Origin of the sequence: Neobacillus driksii, from assembly GCF_013409995.1 — a bacterium.
GTDB classification, from domain to species: Bacteria; Bacillota; Bacilli; order Bacillales; family Cytobacillaceae; genus Neobacillus; species Neobacillus driksii.
Genome location: NZ_JACCBX010000014.1, coordinates 23384 through 47768, shown reverse-complemented (window position 1 = coordinate 47768; position 24385 = coordinate 23384). Strand labels below are relative to the sequence as shown.

22 protein-coding genes and 3 pseudogenes are annotated in these 24385 nt (G+C 36.7%); 5 read left to right on the top strand and 20 right to left on the bottom strand.

Annotated elements, in window-relative coordinates; translation table 11 throughout:
• Nucleotides 1–17: 17 nt before the first annotated feature.
• Nucleotides 18–974, bottom strand: a complete 957-nt coding sequence (locus F4694_RS25495; protein ID WP_179602723.1) for a sugar phosphate isomerase/epimerase family protein — start codon at nucleotides 972–974, stop codon at nucleotides 18–20.
• Nucleotides 975–1422: 448 nt separating this feature from the next.
• Here F4694_RS25495 and F4694_RS25490 point away from each other — a divergent pair, with 448 nt between their 5' ends.
• Complete coding sequence (locus tag F4694_RS25490) at nucleotides 1423–1623, top strand: hypothetical protein (RefSeq protein WP_179602722.1); 201 nt, start codon at nucleotides 1423–1425, stop codon at nucleotides 1621–1623.
• A 429-nt stretch (nucleotides 1624–2052) separates the two neighbouring features.
• Here the strand turns inward: F4694_RS25490 and F4694_RS25485 are convergent.
• From F4694_RS25485 to F4694_RS25460, 6 genes and pseudogenes are all read right to left on the bottom strand, one after another.
• Nucleotides 2053–3014 (bottom strand): annotated as a pseudogene (locus F4694_RS25485) (siderophore ABC transporter substrate-binding protein).
• 327 nt (nucleotides 3015–3341) lie between these two features.
• On the bottom strand, nucleotides 3342–4376 hold the full coding sequence (locus tag F4694_RS25480) for a Gfo/Idh/MocA family protein (RefSeq protein WP_179602721.1): 1035 nt from the start codon (nucleotides 4374–4376) through the stop codon (nucleotides 3342–3344).
• Nucleotides 4377–4387: 11 nt separating this feature from the next.
• Nucleotides 4388–5365, bottom strand: a complete 978-nt coding sequence (locus F4694_RS25475) for an ABC transporter permease (protein WP_179602720.1) — start codon at nucleotides 5363–5365, stop codon at nucleotides 4388–4390.
• The gene (locus F4694_RS25470) at nucleotides 5358–6848 is read right to left on the bottom strand and encodes a sugar ABC transporter ATP-binding protein (protein WP_257029394.1); all 1491 of its coding nucleotides are present in this window, start codon (nucleotides 6846–6848) and stop codon (nucleotides 5358–5360) included. Before F4694_RS25470 ends, F4694_RS25475 begins: the two co-directional genes overlap by 8 nt.
• An 85-nt stretch (nucleotides 6849–6933) precedes the next feature.
• Nucleotides 6934–7908: a substrate-binding domain-containing protein gene (locus F4694_RS25465; RefSeq protein ID WP_307307411.1), complete on the bottom strand. Its 975-nt coding sequence runs from the start codon at nucleotides 7906–7908 to the stop codon at nucleotides 6934–6936.
• A gap of 114 nt (nucleotides 7909–8022) precedes the next feature.
• Nucleotides 8023–9015: pseudogene (locus F4694_RS25460) on the bottom strand (LacI family DNA-binding transcriptional regulator); the annotation flags it as partial.
• A 351-nt stretch (nucleotides 9016–9366) separates the two neighbouring features.
• On the opposite strand from F4694_RS25460, the gene F4694_RS25455 reads away from it, so the two are divergent.
• Nucleotides 9367–10236, top strand: a complete 870-nt coding sequence (locus F4694_RS25455) for a sulfite exporter TauE/SafE family protein (protein WP_179602716.1) — start codon at nucleotides 9367–9369, stop codon at nucleotides 10234–10236.
• A 149-nt stretch (nucleotides 10237–10385) separates the two neighbouring features.
• Here F4694_RS25455 and F4694_RS25450 read toward each other — a convergent pair whose 3' ends face one another.
• Nucleotides 10386–10502: a YjcZ family sporulation protein gene (locus F4694_RS25450; RefSeq protein ID WP_179602831.1), complete on the bottom strand. Its 117-nt coding sequence runs from the start codon at nucleotides 10500–10502 to the stop codon at nucleotides 10386–10388.
• A 172-nt stretch (nucleotides 10503–10674) separates the two neighbouring features.
• Nucleotides 10675–11490: a sugar-phosphatase gene (yidA, locus tag F4694_RS25445; RefSeq protein WP_179602715.1), complete on the bottom strand. Its 816-nt coding sequence runs from the start codon at nucleotides 11488–11490 to the stop codon at nucleotides 10675–10677.
• Between the two features lie 249 nt (nucleotides 11491–11739).
• Here yidA and F4694_RS25440 point away from each other — a divergent pair, with 249 nt between their 5' ends.
• Nucleotides 11740–13176 carry a sensor histidine kinase gene (locus F4694_RS25440; RefSeq protein WP_179602714.1) on the top strand — a complete coding sequence of 479 codons (1437 nt, stop codon included), beginning with the start codon at nucleotides 11740–11742 and terminating at the stop codon, nucleotides 13174–13176.
• A 275-nt stretch (nucleotides 13177–13451) separates the two neighbouring features.
• On the opposite strand, the gene chbG is transcribed toward F4694_RS25440, so the two are convergent.
• The 5 genes from chbG to F4694_RS25415 all read right to left on the bottom strand — a co-directional run bounded on the left by chbG (nucleotide 13452) and on the right by F4694_RS25415 (nucleotide 17726).
• Nucleotides 13452–14159 (bottom strand): chitin disaccharide deacetylase, encoded by a 708-nt coding sequence (gene chbG, locus F4694_RS25435; protein ID WP_179602713.1) that lies wholly within the window; start codon nucleotides 14157–14159, stop codon nucleotides 13452–13454.
• A gap of 12 nt (nucleotides 14160–14171) precedes the next feature.
• A complete protein-coding gene (locus F4694_RS25430) occupies nucleotides 14172–14501 on the bottom strand; it encodes a PTS lactose/cellobiose transporter subunit IIA (RefSeq protein WP_179602830.1) in 330 nt (109 codons plus the stop codon).
• A gap of 88 nt (nucleotides 14502–14589) precedes the next feature.
• A complete protein-coding gene (locus tag F4694_RS25425; RefSeq protein ID WP_179602712.1) occupies nucleotides 14590–15915 on the bottom strand; it encodes a 6-phospho-beta-glucosidase in 1326 nt (441 codons plus the stop codon).
• A 127-nt stretch (nucleotides 15916–16042) separates the two neighbouring features.
• Nucleotides 16043–17407 carry a PTS sugar transporter subunit IIC gene (locus F4694_RS25420; RefSeq protein WP_179602711.1) on the bottom strand — a complete coding sequence of 455 codons (1365 nt, stop codon included), beginning with the start codon at nucleotides 17405–17407 and terminating at the stop codon, nucleotides 16043–16045.
• A gap of 4 nt (nucleotides 17408–17411) precedes the next feature.
• Complete coding sequence (locus tag F4694_RS25415) at nucleotides 17412–17726, bottom strand: PTS sugar transporter subunit IIB (protein ID WP_179602710.1); 315 nt, start codon at nucleotides 17724–17726, stop codon at nucleotides 17412–17414.
• Nucleotides 17727–18006: 280 nt separating this feature from the next.
• Here F4694_RS25415 and F4694_RS25410 point away from each other — a divergent pair, with 280 nt between their 5' ends.
• Nucleotides 18007–18738 carry a GntR family transcriptional regulator gene (locus F4694_RS25410; RefSeq protein ID WP_257029393.1) on the top strand — a complete coding sequence of 244 codons (732 nt, stop codon included), beginning with the start codon at nucleotides 18007–18009 and terminating at the stop codon, nucleotides 18736–18738.
• A 63-nt stretch (nucleotides 18739–18801) separates the two neighbouring features.
• On the opposite strand, the gene F4694_RS25405 is transcribed toward F4694_RS25410, so the two are convergent.
• From F4694_RS25405 to F4694_RS25385, 6 genes and pseudogenes are all read right to left on the bottom strand, one after another.
• A complete protein-coding gene (locus tag F4694_RS25405; protein WP_179602709.1) occupies nucleotides 18802–19104 on the bottom strand; it encodes a hypothetical protein in 303 nt (100 codons plus the stop codon).
• Nucleotides 19105–19880: 776 nt separating this feature from the next.
• Nucleotides 19881–20605, bottom strand: a pseudogene (locus F4694_RS25400) (metallophosphoesterase family protein).
• 148 nt (nucleotides 20606–20753) lie between these two features.
• Nucleotides 20754–21968, bottom strand: coding sequence for a sensor histidine kinase (locus F4694_RS25395; protein ID WP_179602708.1), 1215 nt, complete (start codon nucleotides 21966–21968; stop codon nucleotides 20754–20756).
• Between the two features lie 101 nt (nucleotides 21969–22069).
• Nucleotides 22070–22435, bottom strand: a complete 366-nt coding sequence (locus tag F4694_RS25390; protein WP_179602828.1) for an aminoacyl-tRNA hydrolase — start codon at nucleotides 22433–22435, stop codon at nucleotides 22070–22072.
• Nucleotides 22436–22570: 135 nt separating this feature from the next.
• Nucleotides 22571–22705 (bottom strand): hypothetical protein, encoded by a 135-nt coding sequence (locus F4694_RS32455; RefSeq protein ID WP_257029392.1) that lies wholly within the window; start codon nucleotides 22703–22705, stop codon nucleotides 22571–22573.
• 110 nt (nucleotides 22706–22815) lie between these two features.
• Nucleotides 22816–23778: a helix-turn-helix transcriptional regulator gene (locus tag F4694_RS25385; protein ID WP_179602707.1), complete on the bottom strand. Its 963-nt coding sequence runs from the start codon at nucleotides 23776–23778 to the stop codon at nucleotides 22816–22818.
• 119 nt (nucleotides 23779–23897) lie between these two features.
• Between F4694_RS25385 and F4694_RS25380 the strand changes: the two genes are divergently transcribed.
• A complete protein-coding gene (locus F4694_RS25380) occupies nucleotides 23898–24377 on the top strand; it encodes a GyrI-like domain-containing protein (protein ID WP_179602706.1) in 480 nt (159 codons plus the stop codon).
• Nucleotides 24378–24385: the final 8 nt, after the last annotated feature.

Sequence of the window (24385 nt, the reverse complement as noted above, 5' to 3'; positions counted from 1 at the left end):
CTATTTACCTTCTATTATTATTTTGCTGTTACAGTTGGGTTCGTACTTTGTAAAAATTGAAAAAATAGCTGTCTTGCTTCAATCGCGCTATTCTTACTAATTACATTCTCTATATAACTCATCCCCACTGAATCTATCAATCTATTAATTTCTTGAATCATTTGTACATTTTGTTGAATCTCTGCTAAAGGTTCTTCTCTTACCGGAAAGGTATCGAAATAAATAGCGCTATCATAATTAGCCTTCTTAAGGTAATACATAAATTCTAATGTTTGCATGAATGAAACCGTTCCAACCATTAGGCCATCATCATGCTGACCATATCCATCATTAATATGTACGCCAAATAACTTATTTCTCTCTGTCGCAATGCTTAAACCATATGCCGGATTTTCTCTTTTCATCAACATGTGACAATAATCAACCGTTACACCAACATTTTCTCTATCAATCTCATTAACCATTAACATGGTAAGACCGATACTATCAATGAATGCATAAGATCTTTCTTGATAAGGCTTGTATTCGATACTAATCTGTAAATCAGGAGCATAATCTGCAACTTTTCTTATATACTCTTTCACTTGACTCCATACTTTTGGGTAGTCCATTTGAAATGGATAATCAAACCCATCAAATCCTAACCAAAGTGTGATGACCTTACCATTAAGGTCTCGACAAGCATCTACTGCTTGATAACATAACTTTAATGCGTCCTCTGCAATTTCGATATTGCTATTTCCCAATTCTCCATTTATAAAATGTTTGCGAAATCTTAAAGCTAGTCCATTAACTTCTAACCCAGTATCTTGCAACTTTCTAGAAACTTCAGTGACCGTATACTGTTCAAAGTGTTCCGGAAAATTAAGGTCAACAGAAGTGATACCATCAACTTTCGAAACCAAATCAATTGCCTGTAAAATATCATTATTAACAGTTGGGAGAACCGAATTTATCCTTGTTGCTAACTTCATTGATAACCACTCCAAAAATTGAATTTAGAAAACGCTTTCTGATTAATACTTTAACAGCACGATTCCAAATATTCAATGATTTTTTTCATATTTTTTCAGTTTCTTTCAAAATATTTTATTTATAATACTATTAAACGTCGATTTTTTGTAAATAAAATTGAAATTTACTCGTTATTTCCAGTAATTTTCATATTATTTCATTTTTATGAACTTTCACTAATAACAACATCGAATCCTTCCTCTACATATATAGAAACTATCAATCTTCGAAAAATTAGGATAAATATTTCTAGTTTAACTTGCTAAGGATAGGGTAAAATTACTTTGAGGTGAAAAAATGGAAGTTACTATTACGATCGACGCAAAGCAACAGCTGATAAATGTACTGGGTGAAGAGCCTACCATTAAGATTAATGAAATCCGAACAACTGGTTGAGGTGCCACGTACATGTACGAACTTGCTCAGGTTGAGCAGGTAAATAATGAGGAAATTTTTAAAGCCGGAGCCATTACAATCCTAATCGACCCATTGGTGATTAGCCATTTAGCGGAAGATATTATCATTGACCATAAAAAAAATTATGGATTTATTCTTAAAAATAATTTTGAAATCTTAACATTTGGAATGAAATTAATGAAGAAGTCCTAATACTCAATACGGTATCAGGACTTACGTTCCAAATTTTAATTTTAAGTGCCGAGTTTCCTTTTTACGTGCTAAATCGTTTTGGACATTACCTAGATGGTGCCTGGCCGTTGGATGTTATATCAATGATAAAAAGATTAAACTCACTCCTTTTTAAATAAGATGTCTTGTCCTTAATCGAGTAACCAGCAAAAGTAGTATAAGCGGAGATTTTCCGGTTAAATACAGAATGGAGATCGTTTCGGGGTATATAAGGGGAGTTTTTCCGCTTATTCAAAGCAAAATCTCCCCTTTTTGAATTTTTCAAGTCAATAGGCGGAATCTCTCCGTCTATTTGAGCTTTTTTTGATAATATTTTCAAATTAAGCGGAATTTCTCCGTCTATTCATCATCTCTGTTGCTTGACCTGATCCCCCAACCGGTAAGTTCTACCTATTCTAAAGCCGCATTCACTTCTTCGACCATGGATTGTGTTGAAGCAATCCCATTCCCTGCAATGTACCAGTTTACTGCGTCTAGGTAGACAATCTTTCCATTTTTATATGCATTTGTTTTCTGTACTAATTCATTTTCAATGGTATCTTTCGCTCCTACTTCTCCACCAATAGCGGCTGAACGGTCGATAACAAATAAAACATCAGGATTTTTTTCTAAAATATATTCAAACGAGACACTTTGACCGTGCTGTGAAACTTCAAGGTTTTCGTCTACTGCTTTGAAACCAAATACATCATGTACAAATCCGTAACGTGATGCAGGACCAAATGCACTTACTTTTCCTTCGTTCGCTAATAAAATTAATGCTTTGCTGTCAGAGGCGGAGGCTTCTTTGTTTAATTCATCAATGCTTGCTTTTAGCTCTTTCATTTTTGCATCAAGTACGTCTTCTTTTTCAAAGATTTCAGCTAAGAGTTTGAAATTCTCTTCGAGCGAGGCCATGTAGTTAGCATAATCTACTTCTACAAAAACTGTTGGAGCTATTTCTGCAAATTGATCATATAACTCCGCTTGTCTTGCTGAAATAAAAATAACATCTGGCTGTAATTCATGCAGCGCTTCAAAGTCAGGTTCTTTTAAGCTTCCAACGTTGGTATATTCAGAACCTGCATATTTCTCTCTAACGTCTTAGGAACGATTGCTTGTGGAAGACCCGTTATGTCTACACCTAATGTATCTAATGCATCAAGCACACCAAAATCGAATACAACTACTTTCTCAGGGTTCTTTTCAATCGTAACTTCTCCATATTCGTGTTTGATTTTAACTTCTTTTGCTACTTCTTCTGTTTTTTCTCCTTCAGTGCCTGAAGATTTGCTCGTTTCCTCCGCGCTTCCACACGCAGCTAATAAGAAAATCAATGTGAACATAATAGAAATTAAACGTAACTTTTGCATCCTTTTTGTCTCCTTTTATAAAAAATATGTACAGTGGAACGTCTAGCATATTTGAAACATCGCCAGTTAACTCTTATTATCAGCTCCCCTTAGTGTTGTTTAACTGAAAATGATTATCATTATCACAAAAATATGTTATATTTTCAGATAAATTATGTCAATAGCTAATTGAGAATTATTTTCAACTAAGAAATCACTGGGGCTCGTTCTGAAACCAGACGGACGGTTCTCAGGCGGCAACAAAAACCGTCCCATTGCTCTCTTGCTCGCAAAAAAGCCACTGTGTTCAGATGCTGAAACAGTGGCTTTTTCTCGTCAGTTATTTAGTTAAATCGTAATAACACTACCTTTTTCAGCTGCTTCCATAATCCCTAGAATCACTTTTAGTGAGGAAAGGGCATCATTTCCGGTCACAATGGGTTCCTGCTCAAGACGAATACAATCAATAAAAGCATCGATAACACCACTATTGGTTTGATTATCGTTCGTTTGGATGCTTTCTAGTTTGTAATAAACCCTCTCGCCATTTTTTTGGATGACTTCTAATTGGTATTGATTACTATGATAAATTTTTAAAATACCTTCTTCACAATAAATGATGGTACTATTATCCTCTTCTCCATAATAGGTCCAAGAAAAGGAAGCAGTACCAAGACGACCTTTTTTCGTCTTTAAACTACATACGATGTTGTCGCATACTTCAATGGGTTCACCATGTTCATTAATTTTATCGAGAGCACCTTGAAAGGCACTAACTTTCTCGATTTCATCATCTAATAAATAATGCAGCAGATCAACCTTATGAACTCCTAAATCTCCCGCCACACCAAGACTGGAACGTTCCTTTTTAAAAAACCAGGTAGAGTTTGATTTATTGACACTCCATTGTTCTGGTCCAGAGTGTCCAAATGTGGTTCGAAAGGTAAGGACTTTCCCGAGCTCTTCATTTTTAATGATTTCTTTCGCCTTTTGATGGGTACGCGTAAATCGCTGATTATGATCCACCATTAATTTTTTCCCAGATTTCATTTGAGCTTCGACAATTTCATTTGCATGCTCAACCGTTAAAGAAATAGGTTTTTCACATAAAACATGCTTTCCACTGAGTAATGCCTTGGTTGAAAAAACATGATGAAATTCGTTAGAAGAGCAATCACTGATGACTTCTACCGTTGGATCGGTCAGTAATTCTTCAACTGTTTGAGCTACACGTCCACCGAACTCGTTCGCAAGTGCAGTTGCACGTTCTAAATTCCGATCAAAAAAAATGATTTCATCCACATAGGGATTTGCTTTGTATTCGGGGGCATGGCGTACTTTAGTAATCGTACCACAACCAATAATTCCTACTTTAATACCCAATGAATTCCCTCCTACTCTCTCTTTTGGAATACTACGGCAATGATGATGATTAATCCCTTAACAAATCCTTGGAGGTGTGGAGAAACGTTCATTAAGTTCATCATGTTGTTCAGAATACCTAAGATTAGTACCCCAAAAAAGGTACCCATGATCTTACCACGACCACCTGTCATTCTTGTACCGCCAATGATAACGGCAGCAATCGCATCAAGTTCATATTGAACGCCTGAACTTGAAGAAGAAATCGAGTTTAATCGAGACGTTTCAATGATAGCCGCTACACTCACAAGTAATCCTACCAAGCTATAGATACCAATTTTCACCCGATCAACTCGGATACCTGAAAGAAGTGCCGCTTTCTCATTACTGCCAAGGGCATAGACATATCGCCCGAATCGAGTTTTATGCATTAATACATAAACAAGTGCTGTCATAACAAAGAAAATAATAACTGGAAAATCAAAAATCCAGAGGTTACTATTCGCAATGACTGTGAAACCTGAAACCTCTCCTGAAATACTGCCACCTTCTGCAATATATAAGGCGATCGATCTTGCTGCAGCCATCATCCCTAATGTCGCTATAAACGAAGCAATTCTACCTTTAGCCACCATTAATCCATTTAAAAATCCTGCGAAGGAACCTACTACTAAAGCCGTTAAGATAGCAACGAAAATACTACCTGTAGCATTCATTGCTAAAACGGAAATGACACCGACGAATACCAGCACCGATCCCACCGATAAGTCAATCCCGCCAGAAAGCATTACAACCGTCATACCTAAAGCCACAATGCCAATGATGGAAACTTGCATTAAGATATTCAATTGATTATTAATATCTAGGAATCTAGGATTCATTACCGCTGCTGCCATAAAAATAACTAAGAAGGCAATAATGACGCTATACTCGGACCATAGCCAAGTGAGGCGACTTTTTGTTGATGAGGTTTGCGGATTTGGTTGTTTGATTGTATTAACATTAGCCAATTTTTTCGGCCTCCCTTTTAGAACCTGTTGCATAACTCATAATTTCATCTTCTGTTGCTTGTTCTCCCTTAAGCCGTGCTGTGATTTCCCCTTGGTACATGACATAGATGTGATGACAAACCTTTTGTACTTCCGGTGCCTCTGAGGATAAGATAATCACGGCTTTTCCTTGTTCGGCAAGTGACACAATTTGCTGATATATCTCGTGCTTCGCCCCAACGTCAATCCCTTGTGTTGGATTATCGAAAATAATAATATCTGTATCTACCTCTAGCCATTTAGCAATAATGACTTTTTGTTGGTTACCACCGCTTAACTTATCGATGGTAATCCGGGGATTATGAACTTTAATGTTAAGCCTTTCCTTATAGTAGTGGAATCTGTCCTTCTCTTTCTTCTCTTGGATAAAACCAGCTTTTTCAAAATGCCCGATAGACGATAAACTCATATTATGAATAACGCTTAAATCCTTTATAATTGCATTTTCTTTCCGGTCCTTCGGAACAAGTGCCAGTCCTGCTTCTAACGCTTTTCGTGGGTGATCTATTTTTACCAGCTGGTTATTAATCTTAATTTGACCAGTGTATTTTTTCCGGTATCCAAATAAGCTTTCAAAAAGCTCTGTTCGGCCATCACCAGCTAAGCCAGTAAAGCCTAATATTTCACCTTTTCTGAGGGTGAAGGTAATATTTTTATATAATCCTTGACTACTTAAGTCATTCACTTCTAAAACGACAGGTCCAAACGAATGCTTTTGAACTAAACGCTCTTGAGAAATCGATTTACCCACCATAAGTTTTGTAATCGTATCTAAATTTTCATTTTCAATACTGCCAGTCCCCACTAGTTCTCCGTCACGTAACACCGTATACGTGTCGCAAATTTCCTTGATTTCCTTTAACTTATGAGAAATATAAATGATGGACACGCCTGATTTCTTTAGGTTCCTCATTAACTCGAATAAACGTTTGACTTCATGTTCCGCTAACGAGGTTGTCGGTTCGTCCATTATGATCAGTTTCGATTTATGTAGCAGCGCCTTTGAAATTTCGATTAATTGTTTATAAGAGGTTTCTAGATTTCTAACATATTCCTTCGGATTGATATCCACACCAAGCTTGGCTAAAATTTCACTCGTTTGCCGGCACATCTCTTCTACTTTTAAAAAACCAAGTTTACTCCGAAGCTCTGAACCTAAAAACATATTTTCATAGACTCTGAGGTCAGCTACCACATTAAGTTCTTGATGGATGAAGCTGATTCCCTGATCCTGAGATACTCTTGGATTAGACATTCTTACATCCAGACCATTAATCTGAATGGATCCATGATCGGGTTGATGAACACCACCTAAAATGTTCATCAGCGTAGATTTTCCGGCACCATTTTCGCCTAACAAAGCATGAATCTCACCCTCCACGACGGTAAGCGATACTTTTTTCAATACAGGTACACCGTTAAACGCTTTTTCAATGTTATTCATTATCAAAAAAGGACTTGTAGTCATGCTCTTCATCCCACCTTTTTAGGAAAAGTGGAGATACACTGCCTGTATCTCCACCACTTATTTAGAATTTTGACTCTGGATCATAGAACTCATCGACGTTATCTTTCGTCACCTGAGTTGCTTCTTTCACGACCATTGATTCTGCTGGTTTATTACCTTTCGCAATGTCTGCTGCGATTTTAACCGCGTCCTCAACCATTGTTGGTGAGTATAAGAAAGTTGCTGTAATTAAGCCGTCCTTTTTCATGTCTTCAAATACAGCCTTACCTCCGCCAGCACCTGTAACGAATTGAATATCCTTACGTCCAGCTTCTTTAATCGCTTGGAGTACACCAAGAGCCATTCCATCATCCTGTGTGAACACCGCGTCGATTTCAGGGTGCGCTTGCAGGATATTTTGCATAACTTCTAATGATTTTTCCGTTGAAAAATCACCACTTTGTGAAGCGATAATCTCAATATCGGAGTTTTCCATTGCTTCTTTAAAGCCCGCTCCACGTTGTTCAGTAACGGAACTTGGCGGACCAGTGATTTCAACTACTTTTCCTTTTCCATTTAGCTTTTCAACAAAGTATTTACCAGCATTTACACCGATTCCTTCGTTGTCCCCTTTTACAACCACAGTAGCTGCGTCATTTTCAAGCTCACGGTCTACAATGACTAAAGGAATCCCTGCATCTTTAATTTTTTGCCCTACTGGAGAAAGTGCTGCAGACTCAATTGGAAGCATGACGATAACATCTACATCTTGAGCGATTAAATCATCCACGTCATTTGCTTGTTTATTTGGATCCGCCGCATTTGTCATCACATACTCAATGCCGTCACTTTCTTTCAGTGCCTTTGCTTGCTTTTCAGCACTATCAATTAATGCTCCCATCCAACCATGTGTGGCAGATGGTAAAGAAATTCCGATTTTTAGTGTGTCATCCTCTTTACCACCCTCGGAACCTCCTGTTTCGCTGTTACATGCTACCAAACCAAACATTGTTACCAAAGACAACATGAATACTAATAATTTCTTCAAACCCTTCACCCCTTTGTTTTTTTAAAAGGCTCTCCCGATATGTACTGTAACCGATTACATTCACATCTAAGGTCAGCGGTCTACTATTAAAGTATTAATAGCAGAGCGCTAATCTTAGCGCATTTATCTTGATGTAGACTCTCGTATGACTAATTCGTGATCCAATATGATACTTTCCACTTCTTCGCCTTTTATTTTTTCAATCAACATTCTCGCTGCAACGTTTCCCATTTTGCGCATCGGTTGAGCGATGGTGGTAAGAGTCGGGTTTGTCATATTTGAAAAATCAATCTTATCAAAGCCTACGACGGCAATATCATTGGGTACATGCAAACCAGCAATATTGATTTCTTTGAGCGCCCCAATGGCTAATAAATCGGAGACGGCGAACACAGCTGTTGGCCGGTCTTGTAAATTCAAGATTTTTTTCATAGCATACTGTCCATTTTCAAATCCTAAATTTGAGGTAGAGATGATATATTCGTTTTTCAAGGTGATTCCATTCTCTTCTAATGCACGTTTGTAACCCATTTTTCGCAGGCGGGCAAATAAATATTTTTCATCGGCATTCATAAGCGCAATTTTGTGGTGTCCGATTTGAATTAGATGCTTGACTGCCCGGTAAGAAGCTTCCTCGTTATCAATGGTTACATACGGGATACCCGTGCATTCTTCATATTCGCTGCATTGTATAACTGCATAATTTTCTGCTAACTTTTTCAGTGTTTCAACATTAACTGCCGGATCCATCGTAATAATTCCATCTGCCATCTTCTTTCGGACTAGGTCGAAGTATATATTCTCCTTTTGAGGGTTAGAATCGGTTTCACAAAGGAGAATGTTATAATTTTGACTAATGGCAACCTGTTCAATTCCTTTAATAATTTCTAAATAAAATGGATTAGAGATGGTCGGAATTAAGATTAAGAGAAGCCGGCTTTCTGAAGTTCTTAAGTTTCTCCCAAGAAGACTTGGTTCATAGTTTAATTTTTTAATAGCCTCTTCGACTCTCATTTTTGTTTTTGCAGATACGGTATTTTGCCCGTTTAGTACTCTCGATACGGTTGCAACAGAAACTCCTGCTTGTTTCGCTACCTGCTGGATGTTTGCCATCTTCCTGTCCTTCTTTCTTTGATTTCATGAAAGGTTTTATAATGAAATCGATTACATTTTTATAGTAATGTTTTCCAAATAATCTGTCAATACATAATTTTCAATAAAATAAGCCGGCTGATTCACTCGAATCATTTAGAATCTATTAAAATGTAATCCATTACATTTTAATAGATTCTAATTACAAAAAGAGGCCACTGTATTCAAAAGTTGAAACAGTAGCTTTTCCCGTCTGTTTCTCCTTTCAAATCTACATAATATAACTTATAAAAATGTTCAAAAAATAAATATTTACAAAATTTCAACCATAACTTATAATCCATATAAGATTACTTGGTTTTGAGGAGGTTGAGGATGAATAAATTAATTATTTTTTCTGTAATTGGGTTTTTGGCCCAACTAGTTGATGGGTCTTTGGGAATGGGATTTGGGGCAACATCCTCCTCATTACTATTAATGTTCGGAATCGCACCAGCTGCTGCCTCCGCTTCCATTCATATGGCTGAAATCGCCACCACTGCGGCATCAGGGGCATCACATTTATGGTTTAAAAATGTTGATAAAAGAATTCTATGGAGACTAACCATCCCTGGTGCAATTAGTGCATTTATAGGGGCAGCTTTTCTAAGCAGTCTGCCTGGGGATAAGCTCAAACCGTTTATCTCCGTATTTTTAATCGTTTTAGGATTGTACATTCTCATCCGATTTCTATTTTTCAATCATTCTTCTAAAAGTCAAGGTTCACCCTTTTCAAGTAAATTTTTAACACCACTTGGTATGGTTGGCGGCTTCTTTGATGCCGTTGGAGGCGGAGGATGGGGACCTATCACTGCTCCCGTTTTGATTGCAAAAAATGGGATTTCCCCTAAAAAAGTCATTGGCACAGTAGATACAAGTGAATTTGCCATTGCCGTATCAGCAACACTAGGCTTCATCTTGTTCCTAGGGGTGGATCAGTACCAATGGCAATGGGTCATCGCTTTTATGATCGGCGGAGTGATTGCGGCACCTATAGCCGCTTGGCTTGTAAGAATCGTTCCTTCGTATCTGTTAGGAGTGTTAGTGGGCGGATTTATTATCCTTACCAATTCAATGACCATTATTAAAACAGTTGGATTACCAGTTTCTTTAGCGACGCTGGCTTACTCTCTCATTATCGGATTATGGGCAGTTGCTATTTTCTATCAATTTAAGAATCGAAAACGATTTGTGGCTGTTCATTAATAAGCAGCAACGGACCACATAGTGGTCCATTAATTTAAGTATGTAATTCAATATCAGACAAAATAATTGAAGGGAGACGATTGCATTCGTCTCCCCTTCATTCGTATCCTGAATAAGCTTATTTAAGAAAAACCGTAAATGGTTCCGCATTAATCGCAGAAAACAAAAGCACCAATAATGATTAATAAAATAAACAACACGATTATAATGATAAAACTGTCGCATCCACGTGTTTGAAAACAAGGAGCCGCATAGCCGTAATGCATTTGAGGCTGGGGAAGTACATTCGCCCCCATAGTATGTGACGGAATCATATTATCCATTGTAACACTTCCTTTCATTTGCACTGAGACCTAGATGCCAATACACGATATCATATACAAGGAAGGGAAAAATGGAGCCCGTCTAGATAAAAAAAATGGGTTTATTATGTTATTACTATTTCGTTTCCAATATTAATTTTTCAATTGCATAGGCAACTCCATGTTCATTGTTAGATAATGTATGGAACTGAGCTACTTCTTTTACGACTGATACTGCATTAGCCATTGCCACTCCACAGCCAGCATACTCAATCATACTTAGATCATTCTCGCCATCCCCAATGCAGATGACCTCTTCCTGTTTAATTGAAAGTTTTTCAGCCAGTTGTTTGACTGCATTTCCCTTGCTGACTCGTGGGTCAAGGATTTCTAAAAAGAACGGAGTGCTTTTCACGAAGGTATATTTTTCCCAGAATGATTCAGGTATGTTTGCCATGTTTTGATTCAAACGGTCCGGTTCATCGATAAACATCACTTTGGGTATAAGCATATCCTTTGGTACTTCTTCAATTGTCCGGTAATGGAGAGAAATTCCATTGATATGGGCTTCATGAATCGTATAAGGGCTTATGTCTCGATTCGGTGTATAAAGATTTTCTGTATCAAAAAAATGGAGTGGTGAATCGATCTTTTGACTTAATTCGTATATTTCTTTTAAGTTTTCATAGGTTAAAGTGATTTGGGATTCTACCTCTTTGGAGTGAGTATTTTGCACAAGGGCACCATTAAAGGTAATTACATAGTCATCCTCATCATTTAATTTCAATTCCTCAATAATCGATTGGACACCGACGATTGGCCTACCAGTACATATTACCACCTTCACTCCTTTTGCTTTCGCAGCTTGGATGGCATCATTTACTTCTTTTGTTATTTCTTTTCGATCATTCATCAGCGTTCCATCGATGTCTATTGCAACTAATTTATACAAAGCTTGTCCTCCTAAAACTTGGTTGTGAGTTATGCCTATTACTATACTACAAGAAGGACAATGATTAAACCAGACTTTGAGAAAGCCGTAGCACACTATCCACTTGCCGAAAAATCTTAAAAAAAAAAAAACGAACTTTATGCATTAATCAAGCTAAGTACATTTTTTTTTCGGGACAAACCCAGTAAAATAGTATTAATAAAATAGTATTTTTTGTTAAAATAGAAAGTTACAACAAGGAGAACCTATATGATAATAGGATTATTAATTTGTGCTATCGCAATGATACCAATTGTTCTAGCAATCGGTATAAGAAATCTATATAAAGGCTCTGAATTATCCTATTGGCTTTTAATATATATGGGAATAGTTAGCGTCTGGCAACTAGATGTTAGCATTCTTTATTTTAAAGATGTACTAAGTGAAGATACTATATTATTTATTTTCCGGCTACTAAGAATCTCCACTATCTTTTCAATTCCAGTCGTTTTTTATATCACATATATTATTATCAATAAACACACTACAACCTTTAAGGATAGAAACTTTTTTAATTTTATTTTAAGAGTGATCTTTTCAAGAAAAGCGTTTGTAGTTCTATTAATTTGGAGTACGGTCGTCTATGTAGTTAATTGGACTTCATTTGGCATAAAGAAATTAGTAGTCAGACAAACCTTCCATTCCTCTATTACATTTTATTTTCCGGAGTATGGAAATTTATCGTGGATATTTGTACTCCATATGAGTAGTTTTATCGTATTTTTATTATTTATTTTTATTGTGTCTCAAAAAATATTAAATCAATATATGAAGAACTTTTTAAAGACTTTTTCAATTTGTTCACTTTCATTGTTCTTTACAGGCTTTATCAATTTTCTTCCTAGTACCGGGGTTATAGTAAGCAGTATCGGCGTCATAATTTTTTCAGTAATCATTATGTTATCATTTATAAAACTCAACACTTTAATCATAATGGATTATAATAACCTACTAGAAAGGCAAAAAAAGTTAGACTACACTGGAAATTTAGCAGGTAGCCTAATTCATGAGATTAAAAATTCAACACAAGTAATAAAAGGATTTGCAGCGCTCCTCAACCAAAATTTTTCTGGTAGCGATTATGCAGTTAATTCATTAGCAATGATCCAAAATGCCACCGATCAATTGGAAAATTTGACTAATAATTATCAAGACTATATGAAATACTCAAAAATGGAACTTAAGATGGAGGATATTAATGCCATTATTTTATCCTCTATTTCGTTATCAAATGAAATATTAAAGAAAAATGGAGTGGAAGTGAAATTTCATAAAAAATACAGGACATTGAGGGCATTTGTTAATAAAACTTATCTTCAACAAGTGTTTATTAATTTAATTATCAATAGTACAGAAGCGTTCCCTGATAACCTCGAGTCTAGAATAATAGAACTAGAAACTGATTTGGTTGGCGGTAATATCATAATTAATATGTATGATAACGGAAAAGGGATTCCTCCTCAAAATTGGGAAAGTATTTTTGATCCTTTTATTTCTTCAAAAACTGGAGGAATGGGGCTTGGTTTACCTTTTGTAAAAAAAATTATTCTTGAACATAAAGGCGATATCCAAATTATTGATAGTACACCCTCAGGAACTCAGTTTCAAATTGTAATACCGCAATTTGAATTAAATAACTTTAATTAACTTTTATCCATTATATTCAGATTTGTGGACAGTCTGAAACCGCCTTAATTGGCGGTTTTTTTGATAGTTTTATTCTTCGCAACCTAATACAATATCTTTTATAGCTTATCTATAATTTTTGTTGAATTTGTTTAAAAACAATATGTGGTGTATTTCCGTATTTCCCGCATTAAAGATAGAATTTCCTCTTTATTAATGAAAGAAAAAGGATCTTTGATTTTTATTGGAAACTGTGAACAACTGCTGTTTTACGCGATCAAATGGTTAATCCAATGTTACAATAGGGCTAGGTTGTCAGACAATTTGACAGTCGTCAATATATCAAGCTCCATTAATCGGGTATGGGTGTAGGATGAAACGTTTAAAAGGGTATTGTCCAAGTATGCGGGATGGCACATAATTTCAACCATTTTTCCATCTTCTAGGCGATCCGCCAGACTTAGAAAATATTCCGCTGTTACACCTTCTCCATAAAAATCAAAAAGACATAGGTCTGAGAATGCTTCTACCTCTGCAATCTTCGTGCTTCCATTTGTTCTTACAGCTAAGTTATATTTTTTTGCTAATCGTTGTACCACTGGCTGCAATTCTTCCATCGTATGTACATGATGATGACTGTCAAAATGCGTCGGCTTGAGACCCGCAGCTAAAAATCTTTCTATTTGGGCTGTCCATTCTCTTTCCAGTTCCTCCAGCGAAAGGTCCTTTGTCCTCGTTAAGTAGGATAATTTCTTAAAGTCCCCATTTTCATCCACTAATGAAGGTGCATCCCTTAATAATGGTTTTCCACACGTCAGAACAAGGTGAATCCCGACGCGCAAACCTGGGTGTTTTTTTACCAATTCAATCGCATGTTCTGTCCCCGGCATATTCATCATCATCGTTGCGGAGTTTACAATTCCGTATAAATAGCTGTCGACGATTCCGTTGTTTACTCCGCGGCTAAGCCCGAAATCATCTGCATTAACGATTAAAGTAATCATAATAAACCCCTTTTAGTTTAATGTTCCAGGTAAATGAATAGCACGATATAAATCAACCATTTCCGAAGCCAAATCCCTCATTGTGATGGCATTCATTAAGTGGTCCTGGGCATGAACCATTAACAGAGAAATCTCCGTCTTTTCTCCCCTAATTTCTCCCTGAATGAGAGAGGTCTGGATGTGATGAGCCTCGTTTAATGCTGCAGATGACTCCTTTAATTTTTCTTCCGCTCCTGCAAAATTGCCCTTTTTTGCTTCCTGAATCGCCTCCATAGCTGAACTCTTTCCATTACCGCCATGTAAGATGATCTGAAAAATAACCGTTTCTAAGTTCTCCACTATTCTTTCCTCCCAAAATAAACTTCCATTTCTTTAAGATAAATTTGGCTTACAGGAGTTCCAATTAAGGAACTGCCTGCAAGCTAAATAATCAAACCATAGAATAACTAAACTGCGGCAGATATGCTTTGTGTGCTTCAAGCATTTCATCTAAAATGATTTTCGCTACACGGTCACTAGGTACAAGGGGATTAATCGTCATGGCAAGCAAAGCCGTCCCATAATCACCCGTAACAGCTGCCTCAATCGCAACTTGCTCAAATGACTTGATTGATTGGACAAGACCTCTGATTGCAACAGGAAGTTCACCCATCGTGATTGGTTTTGGACCATCCTTCGTAATAACGCAGCTTACTTCTACTGCCGACTCATAAGGCAAACCTGCGATTGCCCCTCTGTTAATTGTATTTACTGGCTGGATATCTCGTTTATCCGTATACATGGAATGAATGAGTCTTACGGCTGCATCACTATAATAAGCTCCTCCGCGTTGTTCTAACTGCGGCGGCTTGATAGCTAAATTAGGATCTTTATATAATTCAAACAGTTCGTCTTCAAGCTTTTTAACGACCTCGGCACGTGTGCCGCCCTCTTTAAAATTCTTCAACTCTTTTTCAAGCATGTCGCCAGACTTATAATAATAGTTATGGTATGGACATGGGAAAACGTTCAACGCCTGCAAGAATTCAGGCTCCCAGCCCATAGAATGAATATTTTGCATTGTAATACTTTTCTCCGGGTCTGTTATTAAAGAAATAACTTCATCCTTAACGGATACTCCATCGACATAAACATCTAAGCCGTATACCATATGGTTCAATCCTGCAAAATCAATTCTGACACGGCTATGGTCAACATTTAATAATTTTGCAACGCCCATTTCCATTCCAATAGGCACGTTGCACAATCCAACTACTTTTTTAATATTGCTGTAACGAAGTACGGCTTCTGTAACCATTCCTGCCGGATTTGTAAAGTTAATAAGCCAGGCATCAGGACATAACTCTTCCATTTCACGGCAAATATCGAGGATTACAGGGATTGTACGGAGAGCTTTTAACAATCCTCCGGGCCCGTTTGTCTCCTGGCCAAGAACCCCATGCTTTAAAGGAATACTCTCATCTTTTCCACGTGCCGCAAGCATACCTACTCGAAATTGAGTGGTAACAAAGTCTGCATTTTTTAATGCTTCTTTTCGGTCTAATGTTAAGTGAATCTCAATCGGAACCCGTGCCTCTTTTACCATTCTTTTTGCAAGGTTTCCGACAATCTCAAGTTTTTCCTTCCCTGTTTCCACATCTACTAGCCAAATTTCACGAACTGGAAGGTCACTATGGTACTTAATGAATCCTTCAATCAATTCTGGTGTATAACTAGAACCACCACCGATTGTTACAATTTTCAATCCTGTTGTCATAAGTCTGCACACCTCTAATTATGGAATTGTTTCCCTGAATTTTTGAAACCTTTAAAAATAAAGCCCTGAGCACTTATAAAGTCAAAATGTCAGGGCAGCAGTTTTTTAGAAATATAGTTTTAATCGATTACATGTTTAACGTATCAGATTTATTCTCTGCAGCCTTTATTTTTTTCGCATCCATTTTTCCTTGAGCAATGACAAACGGAAGATAAACAACGAATGAAATCGCTAAGTTAACCGCTGCTAATACGGCACCTGAAATATGTCCTCCTGTTGCAAGTAAGCCTCCAATAATCGCTGGCGTTACCCAAGGTATATCAGCAACTACTGGGTGTACAAGTCCAAGACTAATAGATAAATAGGATGTCACTGTCATTAAAATTGGACCAAGAATAAACGGAATAAACCAGATTGGGTTTAAAACAATTGGCAAACCGAAAAGGATTGGTTCGTTAATTTGGAATATTCCAGGAGGCGTGCCTAGAGCCAATAATTGCTTATTGCGTTTTCTGCCAGCAATAAACATAGCAACGATTAAACCCAACGTTGCACCTGATCCGCCTAGATAAACGAATGCATCTAAAAAGGCACCTGAAAGTATATTATATTCACTTAGATCTTTAACTCCTTGTGCATACAAGTTCAAGTTTTCTTGGCCAAGCTTTGTCATTAAAGGAGTGGTAATTCCGCCAAGAATATTCGGACCATGAAGACCAATCATCCAGAAGCCGTGCACAAGCCCTACAATTAAAATAGCAAACGGCAGGGAATCAACTGCACCCGTTAGCGGGGTTACTAGAACGGTATTTAACCAATCATTTAAGTAAGCACCGTTGCTGATGAACTTACGCAAAATTAAACCAAACAATCCGATGATGAAGATGGTAGCCATTCCCGGAAGAAGCTTTGCAAACGAGCGGGCAACTGCCGGCGGTACTCCATCAGGCAATTTAATTTCGAGTTTCTTTACTCTTGCTAAACGAACAAAAATTTCAGTTGCTACGATTGCCACAACAATCCCTGTGAATAATGCCGTTGCACTGAAATAGTTCCAGCTGATAAAGCCCCATGCTCCACCTGTAACGGCTTCACCACCCTCCGGAGTAATGGTTACATTTCCAACCTGAGGTATTAACACAAAGAAAGATGCGGCAGCAACAAGCATTGCTTCAAAACCATCATCCCCGTAGGATTTAGCAAGTTTATGAGAGATTCCGAACACAGCAAAGATTGTCATAAATGCTAGTGTTCCCCACCAAATATCTCCTCCAAGTGTCGTCCATGTTTCTCCAAAAATGCTAATCATTAAATTTTGATAGGGTTTCCCGATACCAGGTACTGAACCTAGGTTATTTAATAAAACGGCTAATGACCCAATCATCGTGATCGCAATCATTCCCACTAATGCGTCACGAATGGCAAGCAGATGCCTATTGTTACCTAGTTTATTAGCCAACGGCATAATATATTTATCTATAAAATTCATCATATCCCTATTCCCCTTTTATAAGCTTAATAGCTTGCTTCAATACCTCTTCTCCATTGCAAAGGCCATAGTGCATAGGGTTAATGGAATCAACTGGAATACCCTTCTTTTCTCCAGCCGCTTTAAGTTGTGATAGCATAAAACGAACTTGTGGACCTAGCAGCAATACATCCGCTTCCGCTTTTTCGATTTGCTCCTGAACCTCTGTCGAACCAACAGCCCAGATGGTACAATCCAGCCCTTCCGCTTGCGCACTTTTTTCCATTTTAGAAACTAAAAGACTTGTAGACATTCCAGCAGAACAACACAATAAGATTTTCATTTAAAATACCCCCTAAAATAGAAAATGGTTTCAAAATAAGATAATGGCATTAAATAGTAATCCAATTCATCACTAGTACACAACCTGATTAGAGCTGAAGGTTGCCCCACCTCCCTAGATGTAAACGCTTACCATAAATTACTGTAATCTCATTGTAATAACAATTAAGAATAAATTCAATACATTTTTTTAAATGTTATGACAAATTATTTTAAATTGAACTTATAGATACAATTCTTACGGCTTTTCTGATAATCTATAGTTACTAGGGAGGATCGATATGATGGAAGAATTAAAGGATAGTGGTGCTCTTCATCAGCAGGTGAAGGATGCAATCATTCAATTAATCAACAGTGGAGAATATAAACCTCATACCCAGCTGCCAACTGAAGCTGAATTTTGTGACAAGTATGGAGTAAGCAGGACAACAGTACGCACTGCATTACAGCAGCTTAGTGCGGAAGGGTATGTATACCGTAAACGGGGAAGCGGGACCTTTGTTTCAGCAAATAAAGTTAAACAAAAATTAACAACAACGGTTGAAAAATTCGCTGAACAAATAACGATGCAGGGTAAAACCCCGTCTATAAAAGTTCTCGAACTGGAAGTTATTCCAGCGGACGAATATCTTAGCGACCTTCTAAAAATAGAGGTAGGTCAACCTGTTAATATGCTTGAAAGGGTTCGATTTGTAAATGAAGAGCCTATTCAATATGAAACCGCCTATTTGCCCTGGTATAAAACACCAGGTTTAAATAAACAAGCTTGTCAAAATTCACTCTATCAGCTTTTGGCTTCCCAATTTAATTTAAAAATCAGTAAGACCGTTGAAACCTTGGAGCTTTTTATCGCTGATGAAGCATCAGTAGAAAAGCTCCATATCCATATAGGTGATCCCTGTTTTTCTCTCGATACCCTTGCCTATTTGAATGACGGGACAATCATAGAATATTCGAAAACAATCTTTCGTGGTGATTTGGCCCATTTTGTAATCGAAAGAAATTACGAATAAGTAAATATTTCGCTAAAAAAGGTATAATTCCCCAAATGTTCGTGGAATTATACCTTTTCCTTTTTACCGCTCAGTTGGAATATACCGACTAAAATACTCGAGCAGCTGCTGTCTATTATTTTGGAAATACATACACAATTGGTGCCCAATGGGTGCTGGATAAATAATTTTTCCACATAAACTGCAATTTTCTTGCTTACTAAATTGGTGCTTAACACTCAGTGGATAGGGATTCCTAGAATTTCCTACCATAAAAACAAAGGTCTGCCCGCTGACCGAAAACTCTATTTCAAATCCGTCAAAACCAGAGCTTCTTAAAACTCGAACATTTTCTATTCCCAGCTCTTCCATTTCAACTCTCTTCAATACGTAACCCCCTCGGCCTTTTAAGTTGTTATAACAAATAGATAAAAATTTGAATAGGTACTTTTTATGGCCTTAGATACCCCATACCTGATACTGAAGCATTCTGTATGGTTAAAATATCTCCAGCAGCAATAATCAGTTTTATAGTGAAATTTTCCTGTAAAGCTGATGTTTTGGTAGCTATATGGGCATAAATTCAAGAATGTTGGTTTAAACGATAAATGGTCAGTTCCCCTCAAAATCATTCTTTAAAGCCAAACCTTCAATCTCTTCACCTACTCACAAAGATAGTACCTTATTTGCTCCATTACGTGAACCCTCTAATCGAAGGAATAATTCTTCAAAATTTCTGAAGAAAAGCAAGCGTTTTTACCGTTATTATCATGGAACAAAGATAAGCCAGCGATCGAAACGATCACTGGCTTGTCTTTGTTTATCTTCTATATTTGGTGCTTATCTTGTAAATCACTAAACTGTATCATGAGTATATCTTCACTTGGTTCATTTCTTATTATATTATAAGTGAATTCAATTGATCTCACTACAGGATACTCCAATATTCATCATTTTCAGGGAAATAATTCGTCAAAATATCCTATTTTATAAAAAAAACAAATCACTAGTGGTTTAAACCATATAGCGATTTTGCTTTCCTGCTATCTAGTTTCCAGTAATAAATTTAATTAAATGATTAATTAAATCGAATATTTTCCCTCTAAATCAATCTTTATCGTGGAAAAACTCAAGAAGTGACACCAAGAACCGTCCCCATGGTGTTATAAGCCACGATATTTAGCAGTCGTTAGTTCCTTGATATAGGGTTCAAGTTCCGGCATCCTTACTTCTTTTGCAAGGTTAATAGCCAATTCAATATTATAAGGAACTCGAACAAGTTGGATTGAGAAAATCCTCAATTATTCCTCCCCATAGTTCCCTTCCAAAATAGCATAGGAAGCTTGTGGAATCTTAAGGGGATTCCCTACATTACATAAAGTTCTCCCTTCCAAATTCTGAATATATGCATTGTGTATATCTCCATATCAAATAACATCTGGTTCCCTAATCCCTATTATATTCTGGGTATGTAGCGTGTTCTCAAATAATCTTAATCTGGACTCTAATGGGTCCCAAGGATGAATCCTTTCATTTAAGCTTCTTGGCGAAGCGTGAAACATTCTGATCAATCTTCCACTCATAATAAATTCATATGAAAATGGAAGTGATTCTAAATAATGGTTTTGCTCAGACGTCAATTACTTTGATGCCATTGGATTGTCTCTGATACATTTGGCCTTGTGATGAAATCATCCCAATTACCTTTGACCGTGATTTCGCAATACTGTTTTATCATATCCACTGCTTGACTCGATTGTGGTCCCTTCCCAACTAAATCCCCTAGACAAATAATCCTCTTAATTCCTCTGGTTCTAATATCTTGAAGGACTGATTATAATGCAGGAATATTACCATGAATATCTGCAATAACAGCAATCTTATCCAAACTATAACCCCTTTTTTCTGCTCCATTAGCCTCATAATTATAATATTATGTATAATTCTATTTTAACTTAATACATGAATAACATTTCGGATATTTATATACAAAAAAACGACCTCGGTTCTCCTGTGATAACTAGTAACAAAGATTACTAGGAAGGTTTGGAAGTGGGAAAACGTATCGTGACTGCAGTTCCATGACCTATTGAGGATTGAAAGTTAATCGTGCCATTAAATTTTTCCACAATGTTAAAGCAAATCATCATCCCTAATCCAGTTCCTTTACTTTTTAATGAATAAAAAGGAGTACCTAATGATGCAACTTGCTCTTCTGACATTCCTTGTCCTTGATCAATTACTTGAATGACAACGAAGTCTTTTTCCCTTCCAGCTGTCACAAGAACTTGATCACCAATATTGGAAGCCTCGATTGCGTTTTTAATAATATTTATGAGTAATTGTTTAAATTCAATAGTGTTAGCTGAGATGGTACAATCTTCCGTTACTTTTAGTTCAATCCGATTATCATGTAAAAGTCCATAGGAATGAAGCAAATCCGTTACACTCTGGAGAACCACTTTTACATTAACCTTTTCAGTTACATTCTCTTTATCTGGTTTAGCAACCGATAAAAATTGTGAAATAACTTGTTCAGCCGTATTTAACTCATCAATCATTAAAGTAAACTGCTCTTGCCGGTCAACGCAATAGGAAGAATCATTCTCAAATAGTTGCAAAAAACCTTTCACAACCGTCAATGGATTTCTAATTTCATGTGCAACAGCAGCTGCAAGCTGACCCGTTGTCTTCAAACGCTCAGAATGTTGGATTTGTTCATAATATAGTTGTTGTTTTTTAATTCTTCCATTCGTTAAATAAAAAATAAAATAGACAATAATCTGACTCGCAACAAAGTTTAAGAAATTTCCAATTGGATCCTCTTCAATAAAGGGATATTGCAGTCCATCAACCAACAGGATATATCCATATATAATCATTATTGATATAAAGTTTAATAACAAGGAAAAATAAAATAGCTTTGAATCAAAATATAATATAGAAAGTGCTGGAATAAAACATAGAAAAACAAAGGTAGAAGAAGTTTCTGGGTAAAAAAGAAAAAGTATGTAAAAATAAATCGATGCAACGATTATGATGGTCAATCTTAGAATAGCACTACCATTAGTAGGATAAAGCAGTAAACACACAGACAAAATAACCACCAGTATACTGTGGGATATGTAAACAACCCCAAATTCACCAAAACGCGGGTTATCAATCAACAAACCAGATATCATAATAGCGATTACAGTCCACGCCACAATATAATATATTTTTTTATTTAAACTATTCGTAATCTCCTTCATACAAACCCCTTTTGTAATAATCTCACACATATACCACAGGGACGGTTCTCATGGTTCATTGGAAATATTAAAAAAATGCCGCAAGAACCGTCCCCAATGTTCTAGTTTTTAAGTAGAGTTAAGTGCCCGATGATTTCCTTCGCTTCTGACTTTACCATCGGTGGAAGTGCAATAACAGTTAAAGAACCCGATTTAACCTCGGTTAAGCCACTATCACGAATACTGAAAAATCCTCTTTTTTCTAACTTTTCAAGCTCGGTTTGTTTACCCTTTAATATAATTTTCTTCATTCCACTCTGTACCCATTCCACGAAATCATCATGCTTTTCATGAAATGGAGATTGCGAGGACATTAGGTTAATCGTACTTACAGTTGCAGCATGAGCCACTTGTGCAGCTGTTTTACCTGTCGACATTTTTAAGTCTTGATTTACAACAAAATATTGAACAAGATCTCGTTTATCCATCTCCATTATCAGTCCTTTTCGATATAACTTGTTCTAGGTAATTCAAATATTCAATATAATAATTGATTGTCCTAGGATAATGATTCGTTGTATCTTTATAATGACTTTTTATCCTTTTAATCATTTATTCATCTATTACTTTTTCCCGTTATAAATCTTCTTCTGTAAATTTATTAATCGGTTATAGTATTGTCCAGCCGGCTTTTCATTTATCGGTCTTTGGTCGGTATATCGTTCATGTCTGATCTGAAGATATTCAATAACATCCATATAGAACCTCCCAGATTTTCAGTTCAGGTATATTTTACCATAATATATACATTTAAAATATAATGATAAGGTCAACGTACTGTATCTAAATAAGGTTTAATTAGCACTGCTTATGAGCAAAATAAACATAATCTCTCTTGTAAACCTTCTAAGACTTCTTCCGGCACTTCCCTTACCTTGACATCCTCACCTAAGAAAAGCAGCCAACTTGTCATTTCGTACAATTCTTCGGGATTAGTAACGTTGATGAATGTCTTTAGAATAGCTGTGGCTTGATAGGGATTCGTATAGGAAAGTGATACTTTTAAAGGATGGTATTTTTTAAACTGAGCTATCGCTTTTGGTCCTAGTTCAAGAACAAGATTAATCACTTCTTCCTGCTTACTTAGTTTTTCTACTATCTTTTTCTTACTTAATCTTTTTTTCGTTGGGTAGGGCTCAACATTGGTGAGATTGTCGACATTAAAAATCTGCTTCTTTTCTTCCTTTAAGTCAAAAGCTTCAATTAGCCACATGCTTTTTTCACGAAAAAGGTTCAAGAGATAAATGGGGTAAGGCTTTATTCCATTCTCTTCTGTCATAGTAATCAATAAATACCGATCCATAAGAAGGAACTGAATGAGTTTTTCTAAAATGGGATGGGGAAGGTCTGAAAGCTCGAGTAGGTCGGGATTATTCGGGTTAGTTCCCTCAAAAAGCAAGATTTGATTTAAAAGGACAAGGTCATCCTGCTGATTTTCTGAGATGAGTCCAAGTAATTTTTCAGCTAACGACTGACGACTCTTTAGATAGGGGAGTTGTTGATTTCTTGTGGCCATGAAGGCAATAAAAAGAGCTTTAATTTCATTATCGGTAAAGCGTACAGTGGGCAGGACAGAGTTGTTCATGACAAAATAACCCCCATCCCTTCCAACTTCAGCGACAAGCGGCATACCCATTGCTTCAATTTCTTTGATATCTCTAATAGCTGTCGAACGAGAGATGTCAAATTCCCGCATGATTTCAGAAATCGTAAAGTGGGCGCGATTGTTGATATACCGCATAATGATATTAATTCGTTCAACTTTTTTCATTCTGCTACGCACCTCCTAAATAGTATCACTTTTTGACATGATTTAAAGCTATTATAAACTCATCAAGTGGAAACACAAATCATTTGATTCATTTTAAAAAAAAAAGGAAGGTTTTGAATATGACAAATTATACTTTAGAAGAAAAAGATAGCTTTACCGTATTAGGTTTTGGAACCGAGCTTAAGAGCGATTATACAGATTATGCTGGCATTATGAAGGAAAAGTCAGACTTTTGGACGGCTGTCAAACAAGATGGAACGCTTGAAACCTTAAAAGCCGTAGCCACTAATGACTACATTTTTGTCGTGAACGAAGCGGTGAATAACAAGATGATGCATTATGCTGGCGTCATGACAGAGAAATCACTACCAGAGGCAACAAGAATAATCCAATTTCCAAAAGGGGAATACATCGTTGTAAAAGGGGAAGCGGAAACGTCTGAAGAGTTAAGTAATATGCTAACTGGTATTGCCTTCGGTCAAGTCCTGCCAGAAGTAAAGGATGTCGCCTATGTTGGCGGGCCTAATGCATCGGTTGAGATGGGGCAGCGTAATGGTTTAGTTTTTGGTGAAATGTGGATTCCGGTTGTTAGGAAATAGTAAGATAT

Excerpts from the sequence above, each read along its gene's own strand:
- F4694_RS25495 (WP_179602723.1), bottom strand. The coding sequence starts at position 974 with ATGAAGTTAGCAACAAGGATAAATTCGGTTCTCCCAACTGTTAATAAT.
- F4694_RS25490 (WP_179602722.1), top strand. The coding sequence starts at position 1,423 with ATGTACGAACTTGCTCAGGTTGAGCAGGTAAATAATGAGGAAATTTTT.
- F4694_RS25470 (WP_257029394.1), bottom strand. The coding sequence starts at position 6,848 with ATGAATAACATTGAAAAAGCGTTTAACGGTGTACCTGTATTGAAAAAA.
- F4694_RS25455 (WP_179602716.1), top strand. The coding sequence starts at position 9,367 with ATGAATAAATTAATTATTTTTTCTGTAATTGGGTTTTTGGCCCAACTA.
- F4694_RS25450 (WP_179602831.1), bottom strand. The coding sequence starts at position 10,502 with ATGCATTACGGCTATGCGGCTCCTTGTTTTCAAACACGTGGATGCGAC.
- F4694_RS25440 (WP_179602714.1), top strand. The coding sequence starts at position 11,740 with ATGATAATAGGATTATTAATTTGTGCTATCGCAATGATACCAATTGTT.
- chbG (WP_179602713.1), bottom strand. The coding sequence starts at position 14,159 with ATGATTACTTTAATCGTTAATGCAGATGATTTCGGGCTTAGCCGCGGA.
- F4694_RS25425 (WP_179602712.1), bottom strand. The coding sequence starts at position 15,915 with ATGACAACAGGATTGAAAATTGTAACAATCGGTGGTGGTTCTAGTTAT.
- F4694_RS25420 (WP_179602711.1), bottom strand. The coding sequence starts at position 17,407 with ATGATGAATTTTATAGATAAATATATTATGCCGTTGGCTAATAAACTA.
- F4694_RS25415 (WP_179602710.1), bottom strand. The coding sequence starts at position 17,726 with ATGAAAATCTTATTGTGTTGTTCTGCTGGAATGTCTACAAGTCTTTTA.
- F4694_RS25410 (WP_257029393.1), top strand. The coding sequence starts at position 18,007 with ATGATGGAAGAATTAAAGGATAGTGGTGCTCTTCATCAGCAGGTGAAG.
- F4694_RS25395 (WP_179602708.1), bottom strand. The coding sequence starts at position 21,968 with ATGAAGGAGATTACGAATAGTTTAAATAAAAAAATATATTATATTGTG.
- F4694_RS25390 (WP_179602828.1), bottom strand. The coding sequence starts at position 22,435 with ATGGATAAACGAGATCTTGTTCAATATTTTGTTGTAAATCAAGACTTA.
- F4694_RS32455 (WP_257029392.1), bottom strand. The coding sequence starts at position 22,705 with ATGGATGTTATTGAATATCTTCAGATCAGACATGAACGATATACCGAC.
- F4694_RS25385 (WP_179602707.1), bottom strand. The coding sequence starts at position 23,778 with ATGAAAAAAGTTGAACGAATTAATATCATTATGCGGTATATCAACAAT.
- F4694_RS25380 (WP_179602706.1), top strand. The coding sequence starts at position 23,898 with ATGACAAATTATACTTTAGAAGAAAAAGATAGCTTTACCGTATTAGGT.